At 68.4% G+C, this 21,020-nt stretch carries 16 protein-coding genes; 14 read left to right on the top strand and 2 right to left on the bottom strand.

Annotated elements, in window-relative coordinates; translation table 11 throughout:
* Positions 1-2: 2 nt before the first annotated feature.
* From tssH to tssA, 14 genes are read left to right on the top strand one after another with little or no spacing between them, the layout of a single operon-like run.
* Entirely contained in the window at positions 3-2,636 is a 2,634-nt protein-coding gene (gene tssH / locus ACN9M3_RS17645) for a type VI secretion system ATPase TssH (protein WP_426318141.1), read from the top strand.
* The gene (locus ACN9M3_RS17640) at positions 2,633-4,618 is read left to right on the top strand and encodes a type VI secretion system Vgr family protein (protein ID WP_426318140.1); all 1,986 of its coding nucleotides are present in this window, start codon (positions 2,633-2,635) and stop codon (positions 4,616-4,618) included. Before tssH ends, ACN9M3_RS17640 begins: the two co-directional genes overlap by 4 nt.
* Entirely contained in the window at positions 4,619-5,332 is a 714-nt protein-coding gene (locus ACN9M3_RS17635; RefSeq protein ID WP_426161779.1) for a toxin-antitoxin system YwqK family antitoxin, read from the top strand.
* Complete coding sequence (locus ACN9M3_RS17630; protein ID WP_426161778.1) at positions 5,332-5,718, top strand: DUF4280 domain-containing protein; 387 nt, start codon at positions 5,332-5,334, stop codon at positions 5,716-5,718. Before ACN9M3_RS17635 ends, ACN9M3_RS17630 begins: the two co-directional genes overlap by 1 nt.
* A gap of 40 nt (positions 5,719-5,758) precedes the next feature.
* Positions 5,759-5,962, top strand: a complete 204-nt coding sequence (locus ACN9M3_RS17625) for a hypothetical protein (protein WP_426161777.1) — start codon at positions 5,759-5,761, stop codon at positions 5,960-5,962.
* Positions 5,959-6,828 carry a substrate-binding periplasmic protein gene (locus ACN9M3_RS17620; RefSeq protein WP_426318139.1) on the top strand — a complete coding sequence of 290 codons (870 nt, stop codon included), beginning with the start codon at positions 5,959-5,961 and terminating at the stop codon, positions 6,826-6,828. The genes ACN9M3_RS17625 and ACN9M3_RS17620 overlap by 4 nt, the downstream gene beginning before the upstream one ends.
* Positions 6,825-8,138: a dicarboxylate/amino acid:cation symporter gene (locus tag ACN9M3_RS17615; RefSeq protein ID WP_426318138.1), complete on the top strand. Its 1,314-nt coding sequence runs from the start codon at positions 6,825-6,827 to the stop codon at positions 8,136-8,138. The genes ACN9M3_RS17620 and ACN9M3_RS17615 overlap by 4 nt, the downstream gene beginning before the upstream one ends.
* 10 nt (positions 8,139-8,148) lie before the next feature.
* The gene (locus ACN9M3_RS17610) at positions 8,149-9,555 is read left to right on the top strand and encodes a cation:dicarboxylate symporter family transporter (protein ID WP_426318137.1); all 1,407 of its coding nucleotides are present in this window, start codon (positions 8,149-8,151) and stop codon (positions 9,553-9,555) included.
* 8 nt (positions 9,556-9,563) lie between these two features.
* Complete coding sequence (locus ACN9M3_RS17605) at positions 9,564-10,067, top strand: hypothetical protein (protein WP_426161773.1); 504 nt, start codon at positions 9,564-9,566, stop codon at positions 10,065-10,067.
* A 14-nt stretch (positions 10,068-10,081) separates the two neighbouring features.
* The gene (gene tssK / locus ACN9M3_RS17600; protein WP_426318136.1) at positions 10,082-11,407 is read left to right on the top strand and encodes a type VI secretion system baseplate subunit TssK; all 1,326 of its coding nucleotides are present in this window, start codon (positions 10,082-10,084) and stop codon (positions 11,405-11,407) included.
* Positions 11,408-11,409: 2 nt separating this feature from the next.
* Positions 11,410-12,186, top strand: a complete 777-nt coding sequence (locus ACN9M3_RS17595) for a DotU family type IV/VI secretion system protein (RefSeq protein ID WP_426161771.1) — start codon at positions 11,410-11,412, stop codon at positions 12,184-12,186.
* On the top strand, positions 12,108-16,220 hold the full coding sequence (locus tag ACN9M3_RS17590; protein WP_426318135.1) for a type VI secretion protein IcmF/TssM N-terminal domain-containing protein: 4,113 nt from the start codon (positions 12,108-12,110) through the stop codon (positions 16,218-16,220). Before ACN9M3_RS17595 ends, ACN9M3_RS17590 begins: the two co-directional genes overlap by 79 nt.
* A 7-nt stretch (positions 16,221-16,227) precedes the next feature.
* On the top strand, positions 16,228-16,878 hold the full coding sequence (locus tag ACN9M3_RS17585; protein WP_426161769.1) for a formyltransferase family protein: 651 nt from the start codon (positions 16,228-16,230) through the stop codon (positions 16,876-16,878).
* Positions 16,879-16,880: 2 nt separating this feature from the next.
* A complete protein-coding gene (gene tssA / locus ACN9M3_RS17580) occupies positions 16,881-17,978 on the top strand; it encodes a type VI secretion system protein TssA (RefSeq protein WP_426318134.1) in 1,098 nt (365 codons plus the stop codon).
* A gap of 15 nt (positions 17,979-17,993) precedes the next feature.
* On the opposite strand, the gene ACN9M3_RS17575 is transcribed toward tssA, so the two are convergent.
* Together ACN9M3_RS17575 and ACN9M3_RS17570 are read right to left on the bottom strand one after the other, a co-directional pair.
* Complete coding sequence (locus ACN9M3_RS17575; RefSeq protein ID WP_426161767.1) at positions 17,994-18,299, bottom strand: hypothetical protein; 306 nt, start codon at positions 18,297-18,299, stop codon at positions 17,994-17,996.
* Positions 18,300-18,381: 82 nt separating this feature from the next.
* Positions 18,382-20,859, bottom strand: coding sequence for a DNA translocase FtsK (locus ACN9M3_RS17570; protein ID WP_426318133.1), 2,478 nt, complete (start codon positions 20,857-20,859; stop codon positions 18,382-18,384).
* Positions 20,860-21,020 lie beyond the last annotated feature (161 nt).

The following is a 21,020-nucleotide window of genomic DNA, read 5'->3' as shown; positions in this document are numbered from 1 at the left end:
GCATGGAAGTCGATATCCGCAGCCTGTTGTCGCGCCTTGACCGCGAATGCCGGCGGGCCATGGACGCGGGCGCTGAACTGTGTGTCCAGCAAACCCATTTCAACGTCGAGGTGGAGCACTTCCTGATAGCGCTGATCGATGGCGCCGCCTCCGACCTGATGCTGCTGCTGAATCACTATGGCGTGAACGCCGATGCAGTGCGGCGACAGGTGCAGGATTGCCTGGATGGCTTCAAGCGCGGCAACGGTCGCACGCCAGCATTGTCGCCCCATTTCGCTGCCCTGTTCCGCGAAGCCTGGCTGACCGGTTCAATGCTGCTGGGGGCGCAGCAAATCCGCTCCGGTGCTGTGCTGCTTGCCATGCTGGATCTGGACAGCATGCGCGGCATGCTGATCGAGACCGCTCCGGCCCTGCTCGAGATCCCGCGTGAGCGGCTGAAAAACGAGCTGGCTTCGCTGCTGGGCGGCAGCGCCGGCGCCGAAGTGCGGCGCGGAGGAGCGCAGGCGGGCGGCTCGACGCCGGCCCTGGAGCAGTACACGGTCGACATGACGGCGTTGGCGCGCGCCGGGCGCATCGACCCGGTGCGCGGCCGTAACGAGGAAATCCGCCAGATTATCGATGTACTGCTGCGCCGGCGCCAGAATAATCCCATCCTCATCGGCGAGGCCGGCGTCGGCAAGACGGCCGTGGTGGAAGGTTTTGCCCAGCGCGTCGCCGACGGCAACGTGCCGGCCGCGCTGGCGGACGTGCGCGTGTGCGCGCTGGACCTGGCGCTGTTGCAGGCCGGCGCCGGGGTGCGCGGCGAATTCGAGCAGCGCTTGAAATCGGTGATTGCCGAGGTGCGTGCCGCTGCCGTTCCGGTGATCCTGTTCATCGACGAGGCGCACCAGCTGATCGGCGCCGGCGGCAGCGAAGGGCAGGGCGATGCCGCCAACCTGCTCAAGCCGGCCCTGGCGCGAGGGGAGTTGCGCACGATTGCGGCAACTACCTGGGCCGAATACAAGAAACACGTCGAGCGCGACCCTGCGCTGGCGCGGCGCTTCCAGGTAGTGAAGGTGGATGAACCGGCGCCGGAGGCGGCAATCGGCATGTTGCGCGGCATGGTAGGAACGTTGCAGCGGCACCACCAGGTGGAGATCCTGGACGAGGCTGTGCGCGATGCGGTGCGCCTGTCGCAGCGCTATATCGCAGGGCGCCAACTGCCGGACAAGGCGATCAGCGTGCTGGACACGGCCTGCGCCCGTGTCGCCATTGCGCAGGCCGGGACGCCGCCCGCGCTGGAGGCGCTTGAGCACGAGATGGTGCTGGCGCAGGAGGGGCTGCGCCTGGCGCGCCATCAGCTTGGGCGCGGCGAGGGTGATGCCGCCGAAGCGGCGCAGCTGGCGGGCGCCCTGGAACGCCTGGCTGCCCGTCGCGCAAGCCTGGTGGCCAAGGTGGCGGAGGAGCGCCGCGCCGTGGAGGAAATCCTGGCGTTGCGGCGCGAGATCGCGGCTCGCGCCGATGCCGGCAACGCCGGTGACGAAGAACAGCAGGCCCAGGCCGCCCGGTTGCAGCGCCTGCAGAAAGGCCTGGAAGCGATACGCGACGATGAACCGCTGGTGCCCGTGTGCGTCGATTCGGCCATGGTGGCGGGAGTGATCGCCGGCTGGACCGGCGTCCCGGTCGGGAAAATGCTGGCCGACGAGGTGCATGCGGTACTGGAGCTGAACGAGCGCCTGTGCGAGCGCATCGTCGGGCAGGACCAGGCGCTGGACACCATCGCCCGCCGGGTGCGTACCCTGCGCGCCGAACTTGACGATCCGGGCAAGCCGGCCGGCGTGTTCATGCTGGTAGGCCCGAGCGGGGTGGGCAAGACTGAAACCGCCTGCGCACTGGCCGACATCCTGTATGGCGGCGAGCGCAATATGATCACGATCAACATGTCTGAATTCCAGGAGGCCCACACCATCTCCAGCCTGAAGGGAGCGCCACCCGGCTATGTGGGCTACGGCAAGGGAGGCGTGCTGACCGAAGCCGTGCGGCGCCGGCCCTACAGCGTGGTCCTGCTGGACGAGATGGAAAAGGCCCATCCGGATGTGCTGGAGCTGTTCTTCCAGGTTTTCGACAAGGGCACTATGGAGGACGGCGAGGGCGTCGCGATCGATTTCAGGCACTGCATGATCCTGCTCACCTCGAATGCCGCGCAGGATGTGATTACCCGTGCCTGCCACAACGGTGCAGTGCCGGATCCAGCCGCCCTGGTGGAGTTGCTGCGGCCAGCCCTGCTGCGCCAGTTCAGCCCTGCCTTCCTTGGCCGCGTCGTGCTGGTGCCGTACTATCCGCTGGACGACGCCGGTATCGGCATGATCGTCGACATGAAGCTGGCCAGGCTGGCCGAACGCTTTACCGCCCACCATCGCGCCCGTTTCAGCTGGGACGATGCGGTGACGACCGCGATTGCGGCGCGCTGCACGGAAGTCGACAGCGGCGCGCGCAATATCGACTTCATCCTGACCCAGACCGTGCTGCCGCAATTGGCCAGCCAGGTGCTGGAACGGATCGCCACCGCTTCGGCATTCTCGGCCGTGCACATGTCGGTGGCGGGCACGCAGTTTTCCTATAGTTTCCGTGACAGTCCGATCGGGAGGGCGGCATGAAAACCGGCTTCAAACAGGCCGGCGGCCTGATGCAACTGACTTCGCCCTTCGGCGCCGACGACCTGCTGCTCGATAGCCTGGCTGGTAGCGAAGGCTTGTCCGAGCTGTTCGGGTTTACCCTGCATATGCGTTCCGCCAGCACCAGCCTGCGCGCGGCCGCCGCCGTCGGCAAGGAAATGACGGTCAGTATCGGCGGCCCTGGCGGCACACGCTACATCAGCGGGATGGTGATGCGTTTCGTGCAAAGCGGCGAGGATAAGGATTTTGCGCTCTACGAAGCGGAGCTGGTGCCGGCACTGTGGAAGCTGACCCTCTCGCGGGACCGCAAGATCTTTTCCAACCTGGGCGTGGACGCGATCATCAAGGATGTACTGGGTGGATTCGGCGTGGCCTTCGAGTCCCGGCTCGGCAAGAGCTATGCCAGCCGCGAATACTGCGTGCAATACGACGAAACCGCCTTCGACTTCATTTCACGGCTGATGGAACAGGCAGGCATCTGCTACTTCTTTACCTTTGCCGCCAGCGGGCACACCATGGTGCTGGCCGATGCATCGAGCCAGTTTGCCGACTGCGCCGGCGCTGCGAAGGTTCGCTTCTGGCCCGAAACGGGTATGCTGCGACCGGTCGATGCCGTCTCGCGTTTCGCACATGAGCACCGGATCGTGCTGCAGCAGGCGACCGTCAGCGATTATGACTTCGTCACCCCTGACACCTCGCTCGAGGGCAGTTTCCAGGCAACGGCGGGCATCGGCGCGAGTTATGAATTCGCCACAGGCCATGGCACGGTGGAGGCCGGCCGGGCGCTGGCCCAGTTGCAGGTGGAGGAGAGCCAGTGCGCGTCGGAAGTGCTGCACGGAGACAGCTTCTGCTATCCCTTCTGTGCTGGAACGCGCTTCACGCTGGCCGGGCATTTCGTCTCCGCGCTGAATGCCGACTTCGTGCTGCGCCGGGTCCGGCATACGGTGCGTGACGACGTATACAGCAACGCTTTCGAAGCGTTTCCCGGCGCCGTGCCGTTCCGTCCTCCGCGCCGGGCGCCGCTTCCCCGCATGGCCGGCTGCGAAACGGCCATGGTGGTGGGGCCTTCCGGGGAAGAGATCTGGACCGACAAGCACGGGCGCGTGAAAGTGCGCTTCCCGTGGGACCGCGCGGCCGCCGACGACAAGCGGGCGCCATGGATCCGCGTGGCGCAAGCCGCGGCGGGCAAGGGCGTTGGCGCATTCTTCCTGCCCCGCATCGGGCATGAAGTAGTGATCAGCTACGTGAACGGCGACCCGGACCGGCCGCTGGTGACGGGCAGCGTCTACAACGGCAACAACGTGCCGCCGGCAACACTGCCGGCAAACCAGACCCAGTCGATCTTGCGCACCTTGTCGTCGAAGCAGGGCAAGGCCGGCAACGAACTGCGCTTCGAAGACAAGAAGGACGCCGAGCAGCTCTACATGCATGCGCAGAAGGATATGGCGGTGGAGATCGAGAATGCCCTGGCCACGACGGTAAAGAAGGGCGTGGAACTGCACACGCTGGAAGAGGGCGACCGCACCATCGTCCTGAAAAAGGGCAAGGAAGTGCACCAGGTGGCCGGCAGCCGCGAACTGGCAGTGACGGGAGCCGAGACCCACGCCAACGAGGCCGCGTTCACACATACGGTCAAGGGCGACTACCAGCTGACGATCGACGGCAGCCTGACCATTTCCGTCAAAGGCGGCATCAAGCTGGTGTCGGACGACAGCCTGGCGCTCGAGGCGGCAAAAGCGCTGTCGGCCAAGGCTGGCACGGAGTTGAGCAACAAGGCCGGTACCGCGCTGCAATGCGAGGCAGGCACCGACCTGGGGTGCAAGGCAGGCAAGGCGCTGCAGTTGCAGGCCGGCCTGCAGATCGACCACAAGGCCCCCATCATCAACAGCAAGGCCGATGCCACCCAGACGGTGGAGGCGGGGGCGGTGTTGACGCTCAAGGGCGCCATGGCGAAGGTGAATTGAATGGAATCCCCACTGCAAACCGCCAGCAATAGCGCAGTGCCGACGGTGGTCGAAGAGCGCGACGCCGACGGCAACATACTGCTGCGCAGCGCCATGGCCAGCGGCGTCCTGCATGGCCCGCTGGAGCAGTTCTGGCCAGGCGGCCAGCTGGCGATGCAGGCCCATTTCGAGCACGGCAAGCTGCATGGGCCGATGACGCTGTACGACGCCGACGGCGCCCTGGTGCAACGCAGTGCCTTCCAGCGCGGGCTGGCGCATGGCCTGGTGGAGACCTATGTGCACGGCCGGCGGGTGATGGCGCAGACCATGGCCGAAGGCGTCGCCAGCGGGCCTGCGCTGTCCTATGACGAGGCAGGCCAGGTTACGGCGCGCCTGTCGCTGGAGTCGGGCCAGATCGAAGGGCCGGCTGCCTTCTTCCACGAAGGCCGGCAGGTGCGCAACTCGGTGTACCGCAGCGGCTTGCTGGAGGGCGAGTCGGTCGACCTGGACGCGGAAGGGCAAGTGGTGCAGCGCTGCAGCTACCGCGCCAACCTGCTGCATGGTTCGCTGCGCCGCTACTGGCCCAACGGGGCGCTGATGGAGGAAGTGCTGTATCGCGACGGCGTTCCGGTGGGGCCGCCGGTGCGCTTCAATGCGCAGGGGGGACGGCTGGGCAATGCCGAAGCGGCGCCGGCCCTGATGGAACGCATCAAACGACTACTGAGGGGCGACTGATGGGACAACAAGTATGCGCTGGAGCGATGCTCAAATGCTCGTTCGGGCTGGCGCCCGGCACTCTGATGGTGCCGCCGGCCAGCCAGGTCGTATCGACGATGCCCGATGCGAATGTCATGGATTGCAAGCCGATGGTGAACATCCTGCCGTTCGGCATGTGCACTTCGCTGGGCAATCCGCAAGTGGCGGCGGCGACTGCTGCGGCACTGGGCGTGTTGACGCCGATGCCTTGCGTGCCGATGACCAGTGCTCCCTGGATGCCCGGTTCGCCGACAGTCCTGCTGGGCAAGCTGCCGGCGCTGAACAATGCCTCCAAGCTGATGTGCATGGCCGGCGGGGTGATCGAAGTATGCGTGCCGGGTCAGGCCACGGTGTCCGTGCCCTGAACCCGGATCCGGACAGACAGGTGCGATGATGGAATACCGATTGAGCCTGACACCCCGCCTGCTGGCAGTGGGATCATGCGGCGTGGTGGCCTTGCTGGTGCTGATGTTTGCGCTGGGCTTCCAGTTCGGCGTGCGCATGTCGGAGGCGGCCGTACATGCGCCGCAAGTCCTGGCAGCGGCGCCGCAATCGGCCGCCCCGGCCGTGGCCGCGCCGCCGGCCCCGGTCGCGCAGGAGGCGCCATGAACGCCCGCCTGGCCCGCCTGGCATCCCCGGTGCTGCTGGCCATGGGCCTGATGTCCGCGCCCGCAACGTCGGCGGCGGCAACAGCCAGTGCTGCGCTGCCGCCGGCCTCGCCGCTGGTACGCACCGCCGATGGCCGCCTGCTGGCGCCCGATATCGCCCGCATTGTCGAGCGTGGCGAGCTGGTGATCGCCATGTACCAGGTCGACAGCCCGCCGTTCTACGCGCAGAAGGACGGCGTGATGAGCGGGTTCGACATCGAGCTGGCGCAGGCGATTGCCGGGGAACTGGGCGTGAAGCTACGCTTCGACCGCAGTTCCAGCAGCGTCGATGCAGTGGTGGAAATGGTCGGCAACGGCCAGGCCGACCTGGGCATCAGCCGCCTCGGGCGCACCTTGCGGCGCAGCCAGATGGTGCTGTTTTCGACGCCCTACCTGGTGCTGGGCCACGCCATGCTGATCCACCGTGTACGCTTCGCCGAAAGATACGGCAAGCAGCCGTTGAAGGAAGCCATGCGCAACTTCGAAGGACCGTTGGGCGTGATGGCCAACACATCGTGGGTGGAGTTCGCCCGGCGCGACTTCCCGGCGGCCCGCTTGCAACCGTATCCCACCTGGCAGGCGCTGGTCGATGCGGTGCGCCGCGGCGAAGTGCTGGCCGCCTATCGCGACGAGCTGGCAGTGCGCGAGGTGCTGGAGCAGGACCCGCGCCTGGCGCTCAGCCTGCGCACGGTGACATTCACCGATGCGCAAACGGCGCTGAGCGTGATGGTGGGCGTGCGCGACGGCACCTTGCTGGCGTTCGTCAATGAGGTGATTGCATCGCGCGCCGGCAGGCGCCCTCCCGGCGACAGGAGGATCAAGCCATGAGCGCACTGGCCCAGCTTGCCGGCCCGCTGCCCGCAGCTGCCTGGCGGCGCGTGCGGTCCCTGGCCATCAATCCTTTGGTGGTCCTGGCCTGCGTGCTGCTGGGAGGGGCGATCGGCTGGGCCGCTCCGGCGGCCGGCCTGCGCCTGGCGGTAGTCGGCAGCGTCTACGTCAACCTGCTGACCATGGTGGTGCTGCCGTTCATGATGTCGGCCGTGGTGCTGAGCCTGCAGACCCTGTACCGCGAAGGCGGCACCGGCAAGATTGCGCGGCGCGTGGTGCTGGTGTTCGTGCTGCTGGCACTGGCGGCCGCCGTGCTGGCTACTGCCGGCACGCTGGTGCTGCACCCGGGCGAGAACCTGTCGAACGCCACAAGGCAGGAGCTGGGCCAGCTGGTTGGCGGCGATGCCGACCAGACCAATACCGCCATGGCCTTGCACCAGGCGGATGTCGCGCCGCCGGCGGCGACGGCGCAGGACATCGTACGGCGGCTGGTGCCTTCGAATATCTTCGCGGCCCTGGCCGAAGGCGAAACCCTGAAAGTGCTGGTTTTTGCGTTGTTGTTCGGGGTATCGGTCGGACAGGTTCCGGAACGCATCGCCGGCGGCCTGCAACAGGCGCTGCAATCCGTGTACGAAGCCTGCCAGACCTTGACGCGCTGGATCAACCTGCCGCTGCCGCTGGTCGTGGTATGCATGACAGCCGGCCAGGTGGCGCATACCGGCGTCGTTGCGATGGCGGCAATGGCCGGCTATGTGCTGGGCTTCCTGTTCGTCAGCGCCCTGGTGATCTGCCTGGCCGTGCTGTTGCTTCGCCAGCGCGCAGGCGGTGAGCTGAAACCGGTGTTGAAGGCCATGCGCGAACCGTTTGCGCTTGGCGTGGCAACCAACAACAGCGCCGCCTGCATGCCGGCCATGGTGGAGGCGCTGGCGGGCCGCCTGGGCTTTGCGCGGGCCCGCGTGGAATTGCTGGTGCCGCTGTGCACGGCCCTGCTGCGCGCCGGCCCGGTCGTCTATTTCGTCAGCGGCACCATGTTCATCGCGGCCCTGTACGGGCGTACGCTGGGGCCGGGAGAACTGGTGCTGCTGGCAGCGGTGGCGGCGCTGACCGGCTTCGCTTCGTCCGGCATGGGCGGAGTGGCGACGGTAGCGCTGATGGGCACGGTCTGCGCGTACTTCTCGCTGCCGTTCGAAGCAGCCTTCGTGCTTTTTGTTGCGGTCGATCCGCTGTGCGCGATGGCGCGTACCGCAGTGAGCGTGCTGGTGGGCTGCGCTGCGGTGTCGTTGATCTGCGCTCGGCCGCTCGGCCTGTGAGGGACATGCCATGAAAGCGCTGCACGCCATCCTGCACCAGCCAGCGGCCTTGCTGGCAGCCATGCTGCTGGGAGCGTGGTGCGGGCTGGCCTGGCCTGCCGCCAGTCCGCTGTTTGCGGCGCTGGCGGCACTCTACCTGTCACTGGTGCAGGCTGCCACGCTGCCGTTCCTGGTCTTGGCCGTGTATTTCGGCCTGCAGCGCAGCGTCGCCGGCGGGGCGCCTTGGGGGCGCCTTGCCTGGCTGCTGGCGGCGGGGCTGGCCGGCATGCTCGCCTGTGCGCTGGCGGGGGCCCTGCTGACCAGCGCCGCGGCCGGTGGCGCCGGCATGGCCCCGGACAAGGCGGCGGCGCTGGGCCGCCTGACAGCGCGCGCTGAGATCGGGGCGCCGATCAGCCTGCGCGGCGATGCGCCGCCGGCGGCCATGCCGGCGGCGCCCGACCTGGTGCCGGCCAACCTGTATGCCGCCCTGGCGGCGGGCGCCGTGCCTTCGGTGCTGGTGGGCGTGATCCTGTTCGGCGCCGCGGTCGCCGCACAGAAAATGGAGAGGGCGGCGCAACTTGGCAGCATCCTTGAGGCAGTCTACCGCGGCCTGGAAGGGGTGATCGGACTAGTCAATACCGGCCTGCCGCTGATCGCCTTCGTGCTGGCGGCGGCCGCAGTTGGCGCCGCCGGCACGGAAATCAGCCTGCTGGGCGGCTTCCTTGGAAGCTGGGCCGTGGCGGCGCTGCTGGCATCGGGCCTGGCGCTGGCGGCCCTGTGCTGGCGGCTCAAGTCGGCGCCGGCGCCGGTGCTGACGGCATTGCGCATGCCGCTGACAGTGTGCCTGTTCTCGCCGGTAGGCACGGCCGCGCTGCCGGAATTCATCGAAGCGCTCAGCGTACGGCTCGGCTTCCCGCGCGGCACGGTGGAATTGCTGGCTTCCGCATTTCCGGTGTTCGCGCGCAGCGGCGAAGCGCTGTTCCATGCGGTGCTGGCTGTCTACGCGGCCAATATCTACGGCCATGCCCTGGCCTTGCAGGACCTTGTGCTATTGGCCCTGTTGTCCTGTTGGTTCACGCTGGCCACCAGCGGCCTGCCGGGCGCCAAGGCCGCGCTGTGGTCCGGCGTGCTGCAGGCGCGCTTCGGGCTGCCGCTGGATGCCCTGTTGCCCGTCCTGGTGGCAGTTGAAGTGCTGTGCGAAGGCACCCGCAGCCTGGTGTCCTACCTTGCCGCGGCAGCCCTGGTGGCCCTGGCTGCCGAGCCGGGACGCTTGCCGGCGGCAACGGCGCGCGACAGCGTGCAAGGGGCGTCCGTGGTGCTGGTGCTGGGGCGGCGGCAGGCGGTACTGAGCCTGCTGCTGTTGGGCGGCACCTTGCTGCTGGTCTTTTGCGCCGGGCTCGGGGCCGGCCTGCGCAAGCATCTGCTGGCCACTTTTTAGGAGATGCCATGAGATACGCGAAGCCTGCCGCCCACCTGCTGGCGGCGTTATTGGCGGCCGGCGTGCTGGCCGCCTGCGGCACGCTGGCCAGCCTGGCCGGCGGCCCGCGTCCGCAAGCGCCGCGCTGGCAGACGCTGGCCCTGGCCGCCGCCGACAATGCCAATGGCAATAGCGCGCTGGCGGTCGACGTGGTGCTGGTCAAGGACAAGGGCGTGCTCGATACACTGGCCGCCATGCCGGCCGCGCGCTACTTCGCAACGCGCGCCGACCTGCAGCGCACCTTTCCCGAAGCGCTGACCGTGCTGGCGGTGGAAATCACGCCGGGCCAGGTCATCCAGCTCGAGCCGAAGCGCTTCGGCGCGGAACGGGCCTGGGCCGCGCTGGCCTTCGCCAACTACGCGGCGCCGGGCGAACACCGCGCACGGCTGCTGCTCGAACGCGGCGGCTATGTCCTGCAACTGAACGCCCAGGGCTTTGTCGCGAGCGACATCCGGCCCGGCGCCGCCCACTGAAAGAAGGAGCCGCCATGGCCGAAGCACGCTTGTCCGAACATATCCAGTGGCATGAAGGAATGCTCCTGGCGCCCCAGCATTTCCAGCAGGAGAGTGCGCGCGTCGACGCGCTGGTGGGCTGGCAAACCCTGGCCGGCCAGCCGGCCGCCTGGGGCGTGCGGCGGCTGGAAGTCGACGAAGCGCTGCTAGGCAACGGCCTGCTGCGCATTACCGCCATCGAGGCCATCCTGCCGGACGGCATGGCGGTGCACTACGACGCGGCGCTGGCCCAGGGCCATGCGCTGCAGCTGGACCTGGCTCAATACCGCAACAGCATGGAACAGCAGCCATTGCCGGTCTACCTGGCGGTCGGCAGCGCGCGCTCGCTGCGGCTGGTGGGCCAGCCGGCCCGGTTCCGCCGCATCGCGGGCAGCCTGGTCGAGGACGAAGTGTCGGAGGCGCTGGCCGAAGAAGTGCCGCGCATGGCGGCCAACCTGGCGCTGATGGCCGGCACGACGCCGGGCGCCGCCTACGTCTCGCTGCAGCTGATGCAATTGATGCGCGAGAACGAGGCGGTGCGGCGCGCGCCGTTCTGGCCGGCGCAACTGACGGTGGCGCCGCAGGCGCCGCTGCTGGAGCGTGCCAAGGCGCTTGCGGCGCAGATGCGCAGCAAGGCGCTGTTCCTGGCACGCCAGAGCGCAGCCGGTTCTTCGTTGCCGGAAGAGAGGCTGGCCTTGCTGGAACTGCGCTCGCGCCTGGCCAGCCTGACGCTGCACCTGCCGCTGTTGGAAGCAGCTGTCTTCGCACCGCAGGTGCAGCCCCTGCCGCTCTACCTGGCGCTGTGCGCGCAACTGGGGCCGCTGGCTGCGCTGCGTCCCGGGGCGGTGCCGCTGGCGCCGCCGGTGTACCTGCATGCGGACAGCCATGGCGCTTTCGAACAGGTGCTGGACAACCTGGAAGACCTGGCCGGGGAAGTGAGCCAGGAATGGCGCAGCCACACCTTCCGCGACGAGGGGCGGGTATTTGCCTTGCCGATCGAGGAAGCATGGCTGGGTGCGCGCCTGGTGGTGGGCTTGCGCGGCCAGGACGAGCGCGGCTTGCAGGACTGGATGGAACGCGCAGTGATCGGTTCGCGCACGGTATCGACGTCGCTGGCCGAACGCAGGGTGCCCGGCGCGGCGCGCTGGCTGATCGACGGCGCGCCCGAACTGGGCCTGCGCGGCGGCGCCGGCTGGAGCCTGTTTGCCATCGAAGCGGCGCCGCAGTTCATCGTGGCGGGACAGGACCTGCTGCTTAGCAACCAGCTGGAGCACTCGCAAGCCGGCCGCCCGCGCGAAGTGGTGCTCTTTGTGAAAGACTGATCATGACCAGCTACGACACCAGTGCCGGCGGCGACGACTTTGCCTCGGCCCAGATGCGCGCCTTCTTCGGCGTGCTGCAGCAGGAGGTGGCGGCCGCCGTGCGCCTGGGTGAAGGCGAGGGCCGCAGCGGGGCCGACGCCCTGAGCCAGCGCCTGTGCGCGCTGATCGAGGAGCAGGCGCGCGAAGCGGGGCGCGTGGCCGGCCGCAGCGGGGCCGACGCCGCGGCGCAGGCGCGCTACCTGAAGGCGGCACTGGCCGACGAGATCCTGCTGCATACCGACTGGGCCGGACGCCAGCATTGGCAACATGTGCTGCTGGAGGCGGTGCTGTTCCAGACCAGCCAGGCCGGCCAACGGGTGTTTGCCGACATCGACCAGCTGCTGCGCGAACGGGAGCCGGCCCAGCGCAGCCAGGCGCGCATGTTCCTGCATGTCCTGGCGCTGGGCTTCCAGGGCAGCTATCGCGATGGACCAAGCCTGGCGCCGCTGGCCGCCTACCGCCGCGAGCTGTTCCAGTTTGCCTACCAGCGCGCGCCGGGACTGGGCGGGCGCGACGCGGTGCTGAGCGACCAGCCATATGCCAGCACGCTGGCCCACCTCGGCACGCGGCGCCTGGCAAGCCTGAGCCGGCGCTACCTGGCGCTCGGGCTGGTCCTGTTGATCCTGCTGGGTCTATCCGAAGTGCTCTGGCTGTGGCAATCGTGGCCAGTGCGCGAGGCGCTGGCGGCGCCGGCCATGGCGTGGTCGGGCCCTCCGCCGGCAAAGGGGCTGCCATGCTGAACTTCCTCTCCGATAACCTGGCCATCGTCAGCCTGCTCCTGGTGACGCTGCTGGTGCTGGCCTTGCTGGCCGTGGTCGTCAGCGCGGCCTTGCGTGCCCCCGGCCAGGACGCGGCCGCCGCTGCCGCGGCGCCGAAACTGGCCAGCGATTCGCTGCGCCAGTCGTTCCGCACCGCGCTGGAGCTGATCGAAGCCAATCTCGCCACGCGCGCTGAACGGTACAAGCTGTGCTGGACCCTGGTGCTGGACGAAGGCAGCGGCGCCGGCCTGCCGCTGGCGCAATCGGGCCTGCCCAGCGCCCTGAGCGCCGACAGCAGCCAGAGCGCCGCGGCGCTCGGCGTGGGCTGGCACTTTTTCGACCAGGGCGTGGTGGCGCAGCTGCAGGCCAGCCAGCTTGGCTCGCCCGACCCGGACAGCGCGGCCAATACCGGCATCTGGGACGACTTCATCGCCCTGTGCCGCAAGTACCGCCCGCAACGGCCGTTCGACGCCATCGTGCTGGCCCTGCCTTGCTCGGCCCTGCTGGCCTCGGATGCGCAAGGCCAGCAGGAACTGGCGGCGCGCGCCAAGGCCATCCATCGCCGCCTGTGGCTGGCGCAGAACCGCCTGGCCCTGCGTTTTCCGTTGCACATCGTGATCACCGAATGCGAGCAGGTACCCGGTTTCGCCGCCTTCGCCGCCGCCTTGCCCGAGGCGCTGCGCCGTTCCATGCTGGGATGGGCGGCGCCGTATGAAGTGGTGGCACCGTTCCGCGAAGCCTGGGTCGACGCGGCGATGGACCAGGTGACGGGCAGCGTGGCCGATGCCTGCGCCGAACTGTGCGCGCTGGAAGGCAGCGATGGCGGCAGTTCCGCCTATTTCCTGCTGCCGGCGCAGCTGGAACGCCTGCGCAGTGGCCTGAAGCTGTTTTGCGGGGAGCTGATGCGCCCCAGCGCCTACCACGAGCCGTTCCTGCTGCGCGGCATCTACCTGAGCGGCGATTGCAGCGCCGCCTTGCCGGCGGGCCAGGCCGAGCCGGCGGTGCAGCAAGGCGCAGCGCCGGCAGGCCACGGCATGCCGGCCTTCCTGCGCGATATTTTCGAGCGCAAGATCTTCGCGGAAATGGGCTTGCTGCGCGGCGCTTCCCGGCCGCGGCGCCCGGCATTGAGCCATGCCGGCCGGCTTGCGCTGTGGGCGGTGCCGGCCATGTGGGGCGTCGGGCTGGTCGTCGCCACCGTGCAGCTGGCGCAGCAAGGCGGCGCTGCGCACGACTACCTGCTGCGGCAGTCGCTGGCGGACAGCGCGGCCGACGCCGCCAGTCCCCAGGCAGGCCAGCAGCGCACGGTAGACGCCTTGCGCAGCCTGGAACAACTGGGAGCGCGCCGTTTCTCCTCGGTCTTCATGCCAGGTTCTTGGGCGCTGTTCGACAAGCTGCATGGTCGCCTGCAACAGCGCCTGGCGCAGGACTTTGCGCAGCACGCTTTCGAGCCCCTGCGCCGCGCCGCGCTGGCGCAGGCCTCGGCCCTGACCGGGGTGCCGCGCGACCCGGCGGGGCAGTTGATCCCCGGTGCGCAATGCAGCCTGCCGGCGCGCTGGAGCGAGGCTGCGGGATCGGCGCGCGCACTGAACCTGGAAGACTTGCCGCAATACCTCGGCATGCTGCAATACCTGGACCAGCTCGACCGGCTCGACGGGGCGCTGCAAGCCTTGCGGCGCCTGCAGGATCCCGGGGCGGCGCCGGCCACGGGAGACGACCTGGCGCTGGCGGTGCGCGTGCTGCTGGGCGTGCAACTGCAAGGCCTGCCGCCACGCACGGCGGCCATGTTCCGCGCCACGGCGCAGCAGTTGCCGGCCCTGGACCTGGCGCCGATGCAGCAGGCCGCACGCTGCACGCTGCAACTGGCCAGCCATGCGCTGTATCGCCGCCTGTTCGATGGCAATGGCTTGCTGCGCGCCGAACAGGCCGTTGCTGCCAGCACGGCTGGCCTGCTCGACACCGCGCCGCGCTCGCCCGAACTGGCGGGTCAGCTGCAGCTATGGACAGCCCTGCGCGGCGCGCTCGATGACGAGAAGGCGATGCTGGCCACAGCCAAGGGCGGCTGGATGCGTGAAGGCACGGTCAACCTGGGCGCCGCGCACGAGGCGCTGCTGGCGCGCATTGCCGCCAACGGGCTGCTGGGCCCTGCGCTCGCGCGCGACAGCAAGGAGCGCGCGGCGCAGGGCTTCACCCGCTTCAAGGCCGCCTGGGACGGGCTGCTGGCAACGCCGCTGGCGATCGACGGCGGTAGCACCGGCCTGGCCTGGACCGAGGGACACTGGGCCTTCACGCCCGAGCGCAAACTGCTGCACGAGACGGTGACGGCGCTGCTGGCGCAGCCTTACATGAAAGAGGGCGCGCCGGCCCGCTTGCCCGACGTCCCGCCCGGCGCCACCCTGGCCTGGGACAAGGGCCAGCTCGAACGCGCAGCCAGCATGGCTGAGGCACGCAAGGCCTTCCAGGCCGGCAGCTACCTGCACTTGCCGGCCCCCTTGCAGCTGCCCGCCGCGGCGCTGGTCGACCTCGCGCTGGCCGACAGTACCCACCATGCCCTGGCGCAGGCGGCCAGCATTGCGCCGGCCGCCTTGCCCAGCGCCGCCAGTGACGCCGAACGCGCCGCGGCACTGCGCGTGCGGGCCTTCCTCGAAGAACTGGGCGCGCGCCCTGCGCTGGCCGAACTGGATGCGGCGCTGGCGCGCGACGCGCTGACCCGCCTGCAGCGCATGGACGACTATTTCAGCGCAGCCGAGGTGTTCCAGCCGCGCGAGCGCAATTTCCAGTCGTGGAAGGGCGGCAAGGGGGCGCTGGCCGATGCCTTTGCCGGCGGCGACGCCGGCGCGCTGCCGGACTACGTGGCGCAACAGCTTGAATTCATCGAGGTGGCGGGCAAGCAGGTGGAGGGCGTGCTGCCTCTGGCCGGCGCCACGGCGGCGGGCGCGCCGGCGGTTGCGCGCTGGCAGGGCATCGCGGCCGACCTGCGGCGCTACCGCCTGAAGAGCCCGACCAGTTCCCTGATCGCGCTGGAACAGTTCATCCTGCTGGGCGCGAGCGAGATCGACGCCGGCAATTGCCAGGACAAGCTGGCAGGGCGCGGCACGCCGCGGCGCGGCGCCGACCTGTTTGCCGAGCGCCTGGCCAGCCTGCAGGACAGCCTGCTGGCCCGCTGCCGCGAGCTGTCGGCCAATCAGTACAGGGCGGAATGGGAGCGTTTTGCCGAGGGCTACAACCGCGACCTCGGCAGGCGACTGCCGTTCGTGGCCTGGCCCGGCAGCGGCGGCGATACGGCGGCTGCCGCCGTCGACGAGGTGGGGGCTGCGCTGCGGCAGTATGAACGGGTGCGTGCCGCCGCTGCGCGGGCCGAGCGCGAGCCCGGGCGGCCGGTCGCCAGCGCCGCCGTGCGGCAGGCCGACCTGCAATGGCGCCGCGTGCGCGACGTGCTGGCGCCGCTGTTCCCGGCCGAGGAAGGCCAGGCCGGCGGCCTTGACGTAACGGCGCAGTTCCGCGTCAACGTCGCGGCGGAAGCGGAGGCCAACAAGATCATCGAATGGAGCCTGGCCATTGGCGCCAGCACGGTGCGCCAGGGCGAAACGCCGCGCGCCTTGCGCTGGGAGCCGGGCATGCCGGTGCTGCTGTCCTTGCGCTTCGCGCGCGACGGCATGGTGCAGCCGAAGGCGGAAGGCGGCCATCCGAACATGACGGTCGAGGCGCGCACCGTCAGCTATCGCTTCGACGATCCGTGGGCACTGTTCAGCTTTATCGGCGCCTACCGCGACGCCGACACCAGTGCCGGCGACGGGCGCGTGCCCTTGCTGCGCTTCGAATTTCCGCTGGCGCACAGCGAGCCGGCCGCACCTGACACGCGCGCCCGCGTGTTCGTGCGCCTGCTGGTCAGCGCCCCCGGCAAGCGCGCGCCCCTGGCCTGGCCGCTGGCGTGGCCGACGCATGCGCCGGCGTGGGAAGACCCAGCGCGGACCACCGAGCCGGCGCGCCGCACGGCGCAGGCGGCGCTGGGCGAGTGAGCGTGCCATGGACATGACCACCCCGGTCCGGATCGCGGTATTCGGCAGTTTCTACCGCGGCTTCCATGTGCTGAGCGAGCTGCTCAAAGGCCCGCTGGGCCGCCAGGTGCTGGTTGCAGGCGTCGCGACCGATGACGCCGCGGCCAGCTTCGTCAATCCAGCGCGGCGGGTGTGGGCTTACCCGCATGGCGCTTGCGAGGAAGCGATGGTGGAGCAACTGGCCGGCGCACACGGGCTGCCGGTCTACAAGGGGCGGGTGAAATGCGAGGCCTTCTACCGCCTGTATGAAGACGAATGGCGGCCGGACCTGTGCATTGCCGCCACGTTCGGCCAGCGCATCGATGCGCGGCTGCGCAGCTATCCCCGCCATGGCTTCTATAACCTGCATCCCTGCATCGACGATGGCTGGCCGTCCGGCTATGCGGGGCCGAACCCCTTCCAGGCACTGCTGGATGACGGTTCCGACCACGTCGTCATCGCCTTGCATGAGGTGGACGAAGGCTTCGACACCGGTCGCCTCGTCGCGCTGTCGGAGCGCATCTATTTTCCTCCTGGCGCCTCCGTGGTCGACCTGCACAAGAGCACCTCGCCGCTGGCGGCCAAGTTCCTGGTACAACAGCTTGGCAAGCTCCTTGCCGGCACTTCAGAAAAGGCATAGCAATGAAAGCGATTCCCGATTTCCTGGTCAGCGCCGCCGAACAGCAATTGCTGGACGAATTGCTGGCGCCTGTGTCGCAGGACGCGCCGTGCGGGCCGCCGGCGCGCGACGATGCCGCCTTCACCGAGATCCGCCTGCTGCGCGAAGAAGACGACCCGAGCCTGCCGATGGGCCAATGGGAGCGTCCGTTGAAGGTCGCGCAGTGGCAGCAGGTTGCCCAGCGCTGCAGCGCCATGTTGGCCACGCGCTCGAAAGACTTGCAGCTCGCCGCATGGCTGGCCGAGGCCTGGATGCGCCAGCGAGGTTTCGTCGGCCTGTTGCACGGCTTGCGCCTGCTCGACGCGCTGTTGCGCGTATATTGGCCGGCATTGCATCCGCTGGTCGAGGACGACGGAGATTGCGATGCACGGCTGGCGCCCCTGGAATGGCTGAACGAGTCGCTGAGCGTGAGCATCCGCGTCCAGGCCCCATTGCTGTCGCTCGATGGCTTCAAGCCGCCGTGGGTCACCCTGGCGGAGTGGGAGTGCCTTGCGGCGCCGCGAGAAACGCCCAGCGCAGGACGCGACGGCCTGCCTGCGGCCACGCGCGGCGATATCCTGGCCGCCGGCGCAGCGCGGGCGGCGGAGCTGGCCGTCACGCTTGCCGCTGTAACGCATAGCCTTGATTACCTGCATTCGCTGTCGGCCATGCTGCACGCGCATCTGCAAGACCAGGCGCCCAAGCTGGGCAAGCTGCAAAGCGTGCTGGAAGCGGTCCAGCGCGTGCTGCAACAGATCCAGCCCGGCAAAGAGGAGGAAGAGGGCGCGGCGCCGGCTGCAGAGGAATCGGCGCTAGCAGTGCAAGCGGAAGCAGCGCCGGCGCCGCCGCCAAAGCTGGACCCGATCGTCGTCGGCCAATGGCGCGATCGCAACGAAGCCTATGTCACGCTCGATGCACTGGCCGACTACCTGGTGGCGGTGGAGCCGCATAGCCCGACGCCATTCCTGTTGCGTCGTGCCGCACGCTGGGGCCGCATGCCGTTGCCGGAAGTGCTGGCTGAAGTCATGCAGGAAGAAGGAGACCTGAACCGGCTGATGAACGTGATCGGCATCAAGTTCTAGCCTTGGCCCAGGCGCTCAATTTGCCAGGTGCGCAATCTCGAGCGAGCCGTGTTCGTCGAAGATCGGGCACTGTTCGGCCAGGGCAACGGCCTCGTTGAAATCGGCGGCCGCCAGCACCGAGTAACCGGCCAGTGAACTGCTGGACGATTTGGGGCCGGCGAGACGGGTGTCGATGTCGACGCTGGCGTGGGTCAGGCTGCCGCGGTCGAGCAAGCGGGCGCCCAGCGAATCGAACCAGCTTGCCCAGCGTTGCGGCGCATGCTGCCAGGCCTCGGCCGATCCGTCCGGCGCGCCGCGATAGACGAGCAGGAATCGCTCCATAGTGCCTCCTTGATCCAAACAAAGCTTCGATGCCAAATCTTAGCAATTGCCTTGCTTGAGGGCCGCACCGTTGACGGGGCGCTCAATCGGATGAGACAGGGACCAGGATCTCGCGGCTGCCATTGGTCGACATCGAAGACAGGATGCCGGCCGCCTCCATGTCTTCCACCATGCGCGCGGCGCGGTTGTACCCGATCCGGAGTTGGCGCTGGATGGACGAGATCGACGCGCGCCGCGTGCGGATGACAAAAGCCACTGCTTCGTCGTACAGCGGGTCGGTTTCGCCGGCGCTGACGTCGCCCAGGAGATCCGGCGCCGGTTCTTCGCTCGGCGTGCCGGCCAGGATCGCTTCTTCGTATTCGGGTTCGCCAAACTGTTTCAGGTAGTCGACCACGCGGTGCACTTCTTCGTCGGACACGAAGGCGCCGTGCACGCGCTGCGGGTAGCCGCTGCCGGGCGGCAGGAACAGCATGTCGCCGTGTCCGAGCAGGGTTTCGGCGCCCATCTGGTCAAGCACGGTGCGCGAATCGATCTTGGACGACACCTGGAAGGCGACGCGGGTCGGGATGTTGGCCTTGATCAGGCCCGTGATGACGTCGACGGAAGGACGCTGCGTGGCGAGGATCAGGTGGATGCCTGCGGCGCGGGCTTTCTGCGCCAGGCGCGCGATCAGTTCTTCGATCTTTTTCCCGGCCACCATCATCAGGTCGGCCAGTTCGTCGATGATGACGACAATGGTGGGCAGCGTCGACAACGGTTCCGGCGCATCCGGCGTGAGCGAGAACGGGTTCGTAATGTATTTTTCGGCGGCCTTGCCGTCGCGGATTTTCTGATTGAACCCGGCCAGGTTGCGCACGCCCAGCGCGGACATCAGCCGGTAGCGTTTTTCCATTTCGGCGACGCACCAGGTCAGCGCGTTGGCTGCCAGCTTCATGTCGGTGACCACGGGCGCCAGCAGGTGCGGGATGCCGTCATAGACGGACAGTTCCAGCATCTTCGGGTCGATCATGATCAGGCGCACGTCGGTCGGCGTGGCCTTGTACAGCAGAGAGACGATCATGGCATTGATCGCCACCGACTTGCCGGAACCGGTGGTGCCCGCAACCAGCATGTGCGGCGCACGCGCCAGGTCCGTCACGACCGGGGCGCCTGTAATGTCCTTGCCCATTGCCAGCGTCAATTGCGAGCGCGAGGCGCGGTAGGCGTCCGCTGCCAGTATCTCCGACAGCTGGATCATGTGCCGCCGCGTATTGGGCAACTCGAGGCCCATGCAGGTCTTGCCCGGAATGGTCTCGACCACCCGCACCGAAGTCACGGCCAGTGCGCGCGACAAGTCCTTCACCAGCGCCACAATCTGGGCGCCGCGCACGCCGATGGCCGGCTCGATTTCGAAACGGGTGATCACCGGACCGGCGGAAGCGCCAAGCACGGTGACCGGGACCTTGAATTCCTTGAGGCGCTGCTCGATCAGGCGAGCGGTTTCTTCCAGCTCGGCGCCGGAGACTTCGAACTTCGCCTCCGTATAGGCGTCCAGCAAGTCCAGGCCGGGAAGTTCGACGTCGGCTTCCGGTTGGGACATGAGCGTGATCGGCACCGCTGCCGGAACTGGCGGGGCTGGCGGCACTGCCGGCGGCGCGCTCGCAGGAGCCGGCGGCGGCTCGGCGTAAACAGCAGGAACTGGTTCCTGCCAAGGCAGCGCCGGCGCCGGTTCCGGAGCAGCCCGGAATGGCGTGTATTCCACCTCAACCGGCGTCGTTTCCAGCGCAGGCGGCTGTTGCGGCAGGCCGGGCGTCTCGTTGACCCACCTTGCTTCCGGCACAGGGCTCGTGATGGTGCGCACTTCGACCGCTGCGTGGATCACCTGCACTTCCACGATTGCCGGCAGCGGCACCTGGACCTGGACCGGCAGCGGAGCAGGCGTGTGTGCAGCCGGTACCGGCGCGGCCGGCTGCGGCAATTTCACGATCCTGGCGGGCCGCGCCTGGCGGGCCAGGGCATCGGCTTCTTCCCTGGCCCTGGCCCGGGCCAGCATGGCCGGAGTAGGGCGCAGGCTTTCGACTTCGGCCCATTCGGTTGCCGGACGCGCCGCCGGGGCGCGCGCCTTTTCAAGTGCCTCCGCGCCGAAGAAGCGGGCAGGCGATGCTGCCGCAGCGTGGTCCCAGGCCGGCCGCTTTTCGGAGAAGCGCTCGCCGCCGCGGGCCGGGCTGGCCGGCGCCGCGGCGTGGGAAGCGGTTCGCGGCGGCGCGCGCCGCTCCCCCTGGTCCGGGCGTTTGAGCAGGCGCGCGGCACGGCCGCACCAGGCCATGAATGCCAGGGCGCGATGGCCAAACATCCACGGGACGGCGACGGTACCGATGGCAAGGATGAGCAAGATGCCGGCAAGACCGCCGGTTGCAGCGCCAATCGAGTTGGCCAGCAACATCAGCACGGTGCCCAGCACTAACCTAATGAAGCCCTGCCCGAGCAAGGTGGTCCTCTTCAGCAGGAACACCTTCACAAGGCGCCAGAGCAGGGGGAGTGTCCACAGCACAGACCAGCCAAACCACGACATTACTGCCATTCAAATCTTTCCTGAAAATCGCTCGCCCGGAGTTTATCACGAGCAATGATGCCAATAAGAGAAGTGAAATGTGAGTTTTGGTGAGAATTTGCGCGAAGTTTTGCGGTTTTTAGGTGCTAATATGCAAAAAAGTGTTGCTGCTGGGATAATGTTTCTATCGT

Origin of the sequence: Pseudoduganella sp. R-43 (assembly GCF_049913255.1) — a bacterium.
GTDB lineage: Bacteria > Pseudomonadota > Gammaproteobacteria > Burkholderiales > Burkholderiaceae_D > Rugamonas.
The sequence above is the reverse complement of the archived record's forward strand: the minus strand, read 5'-3'. Positions and strand labels throughout refer to the sequence as shown.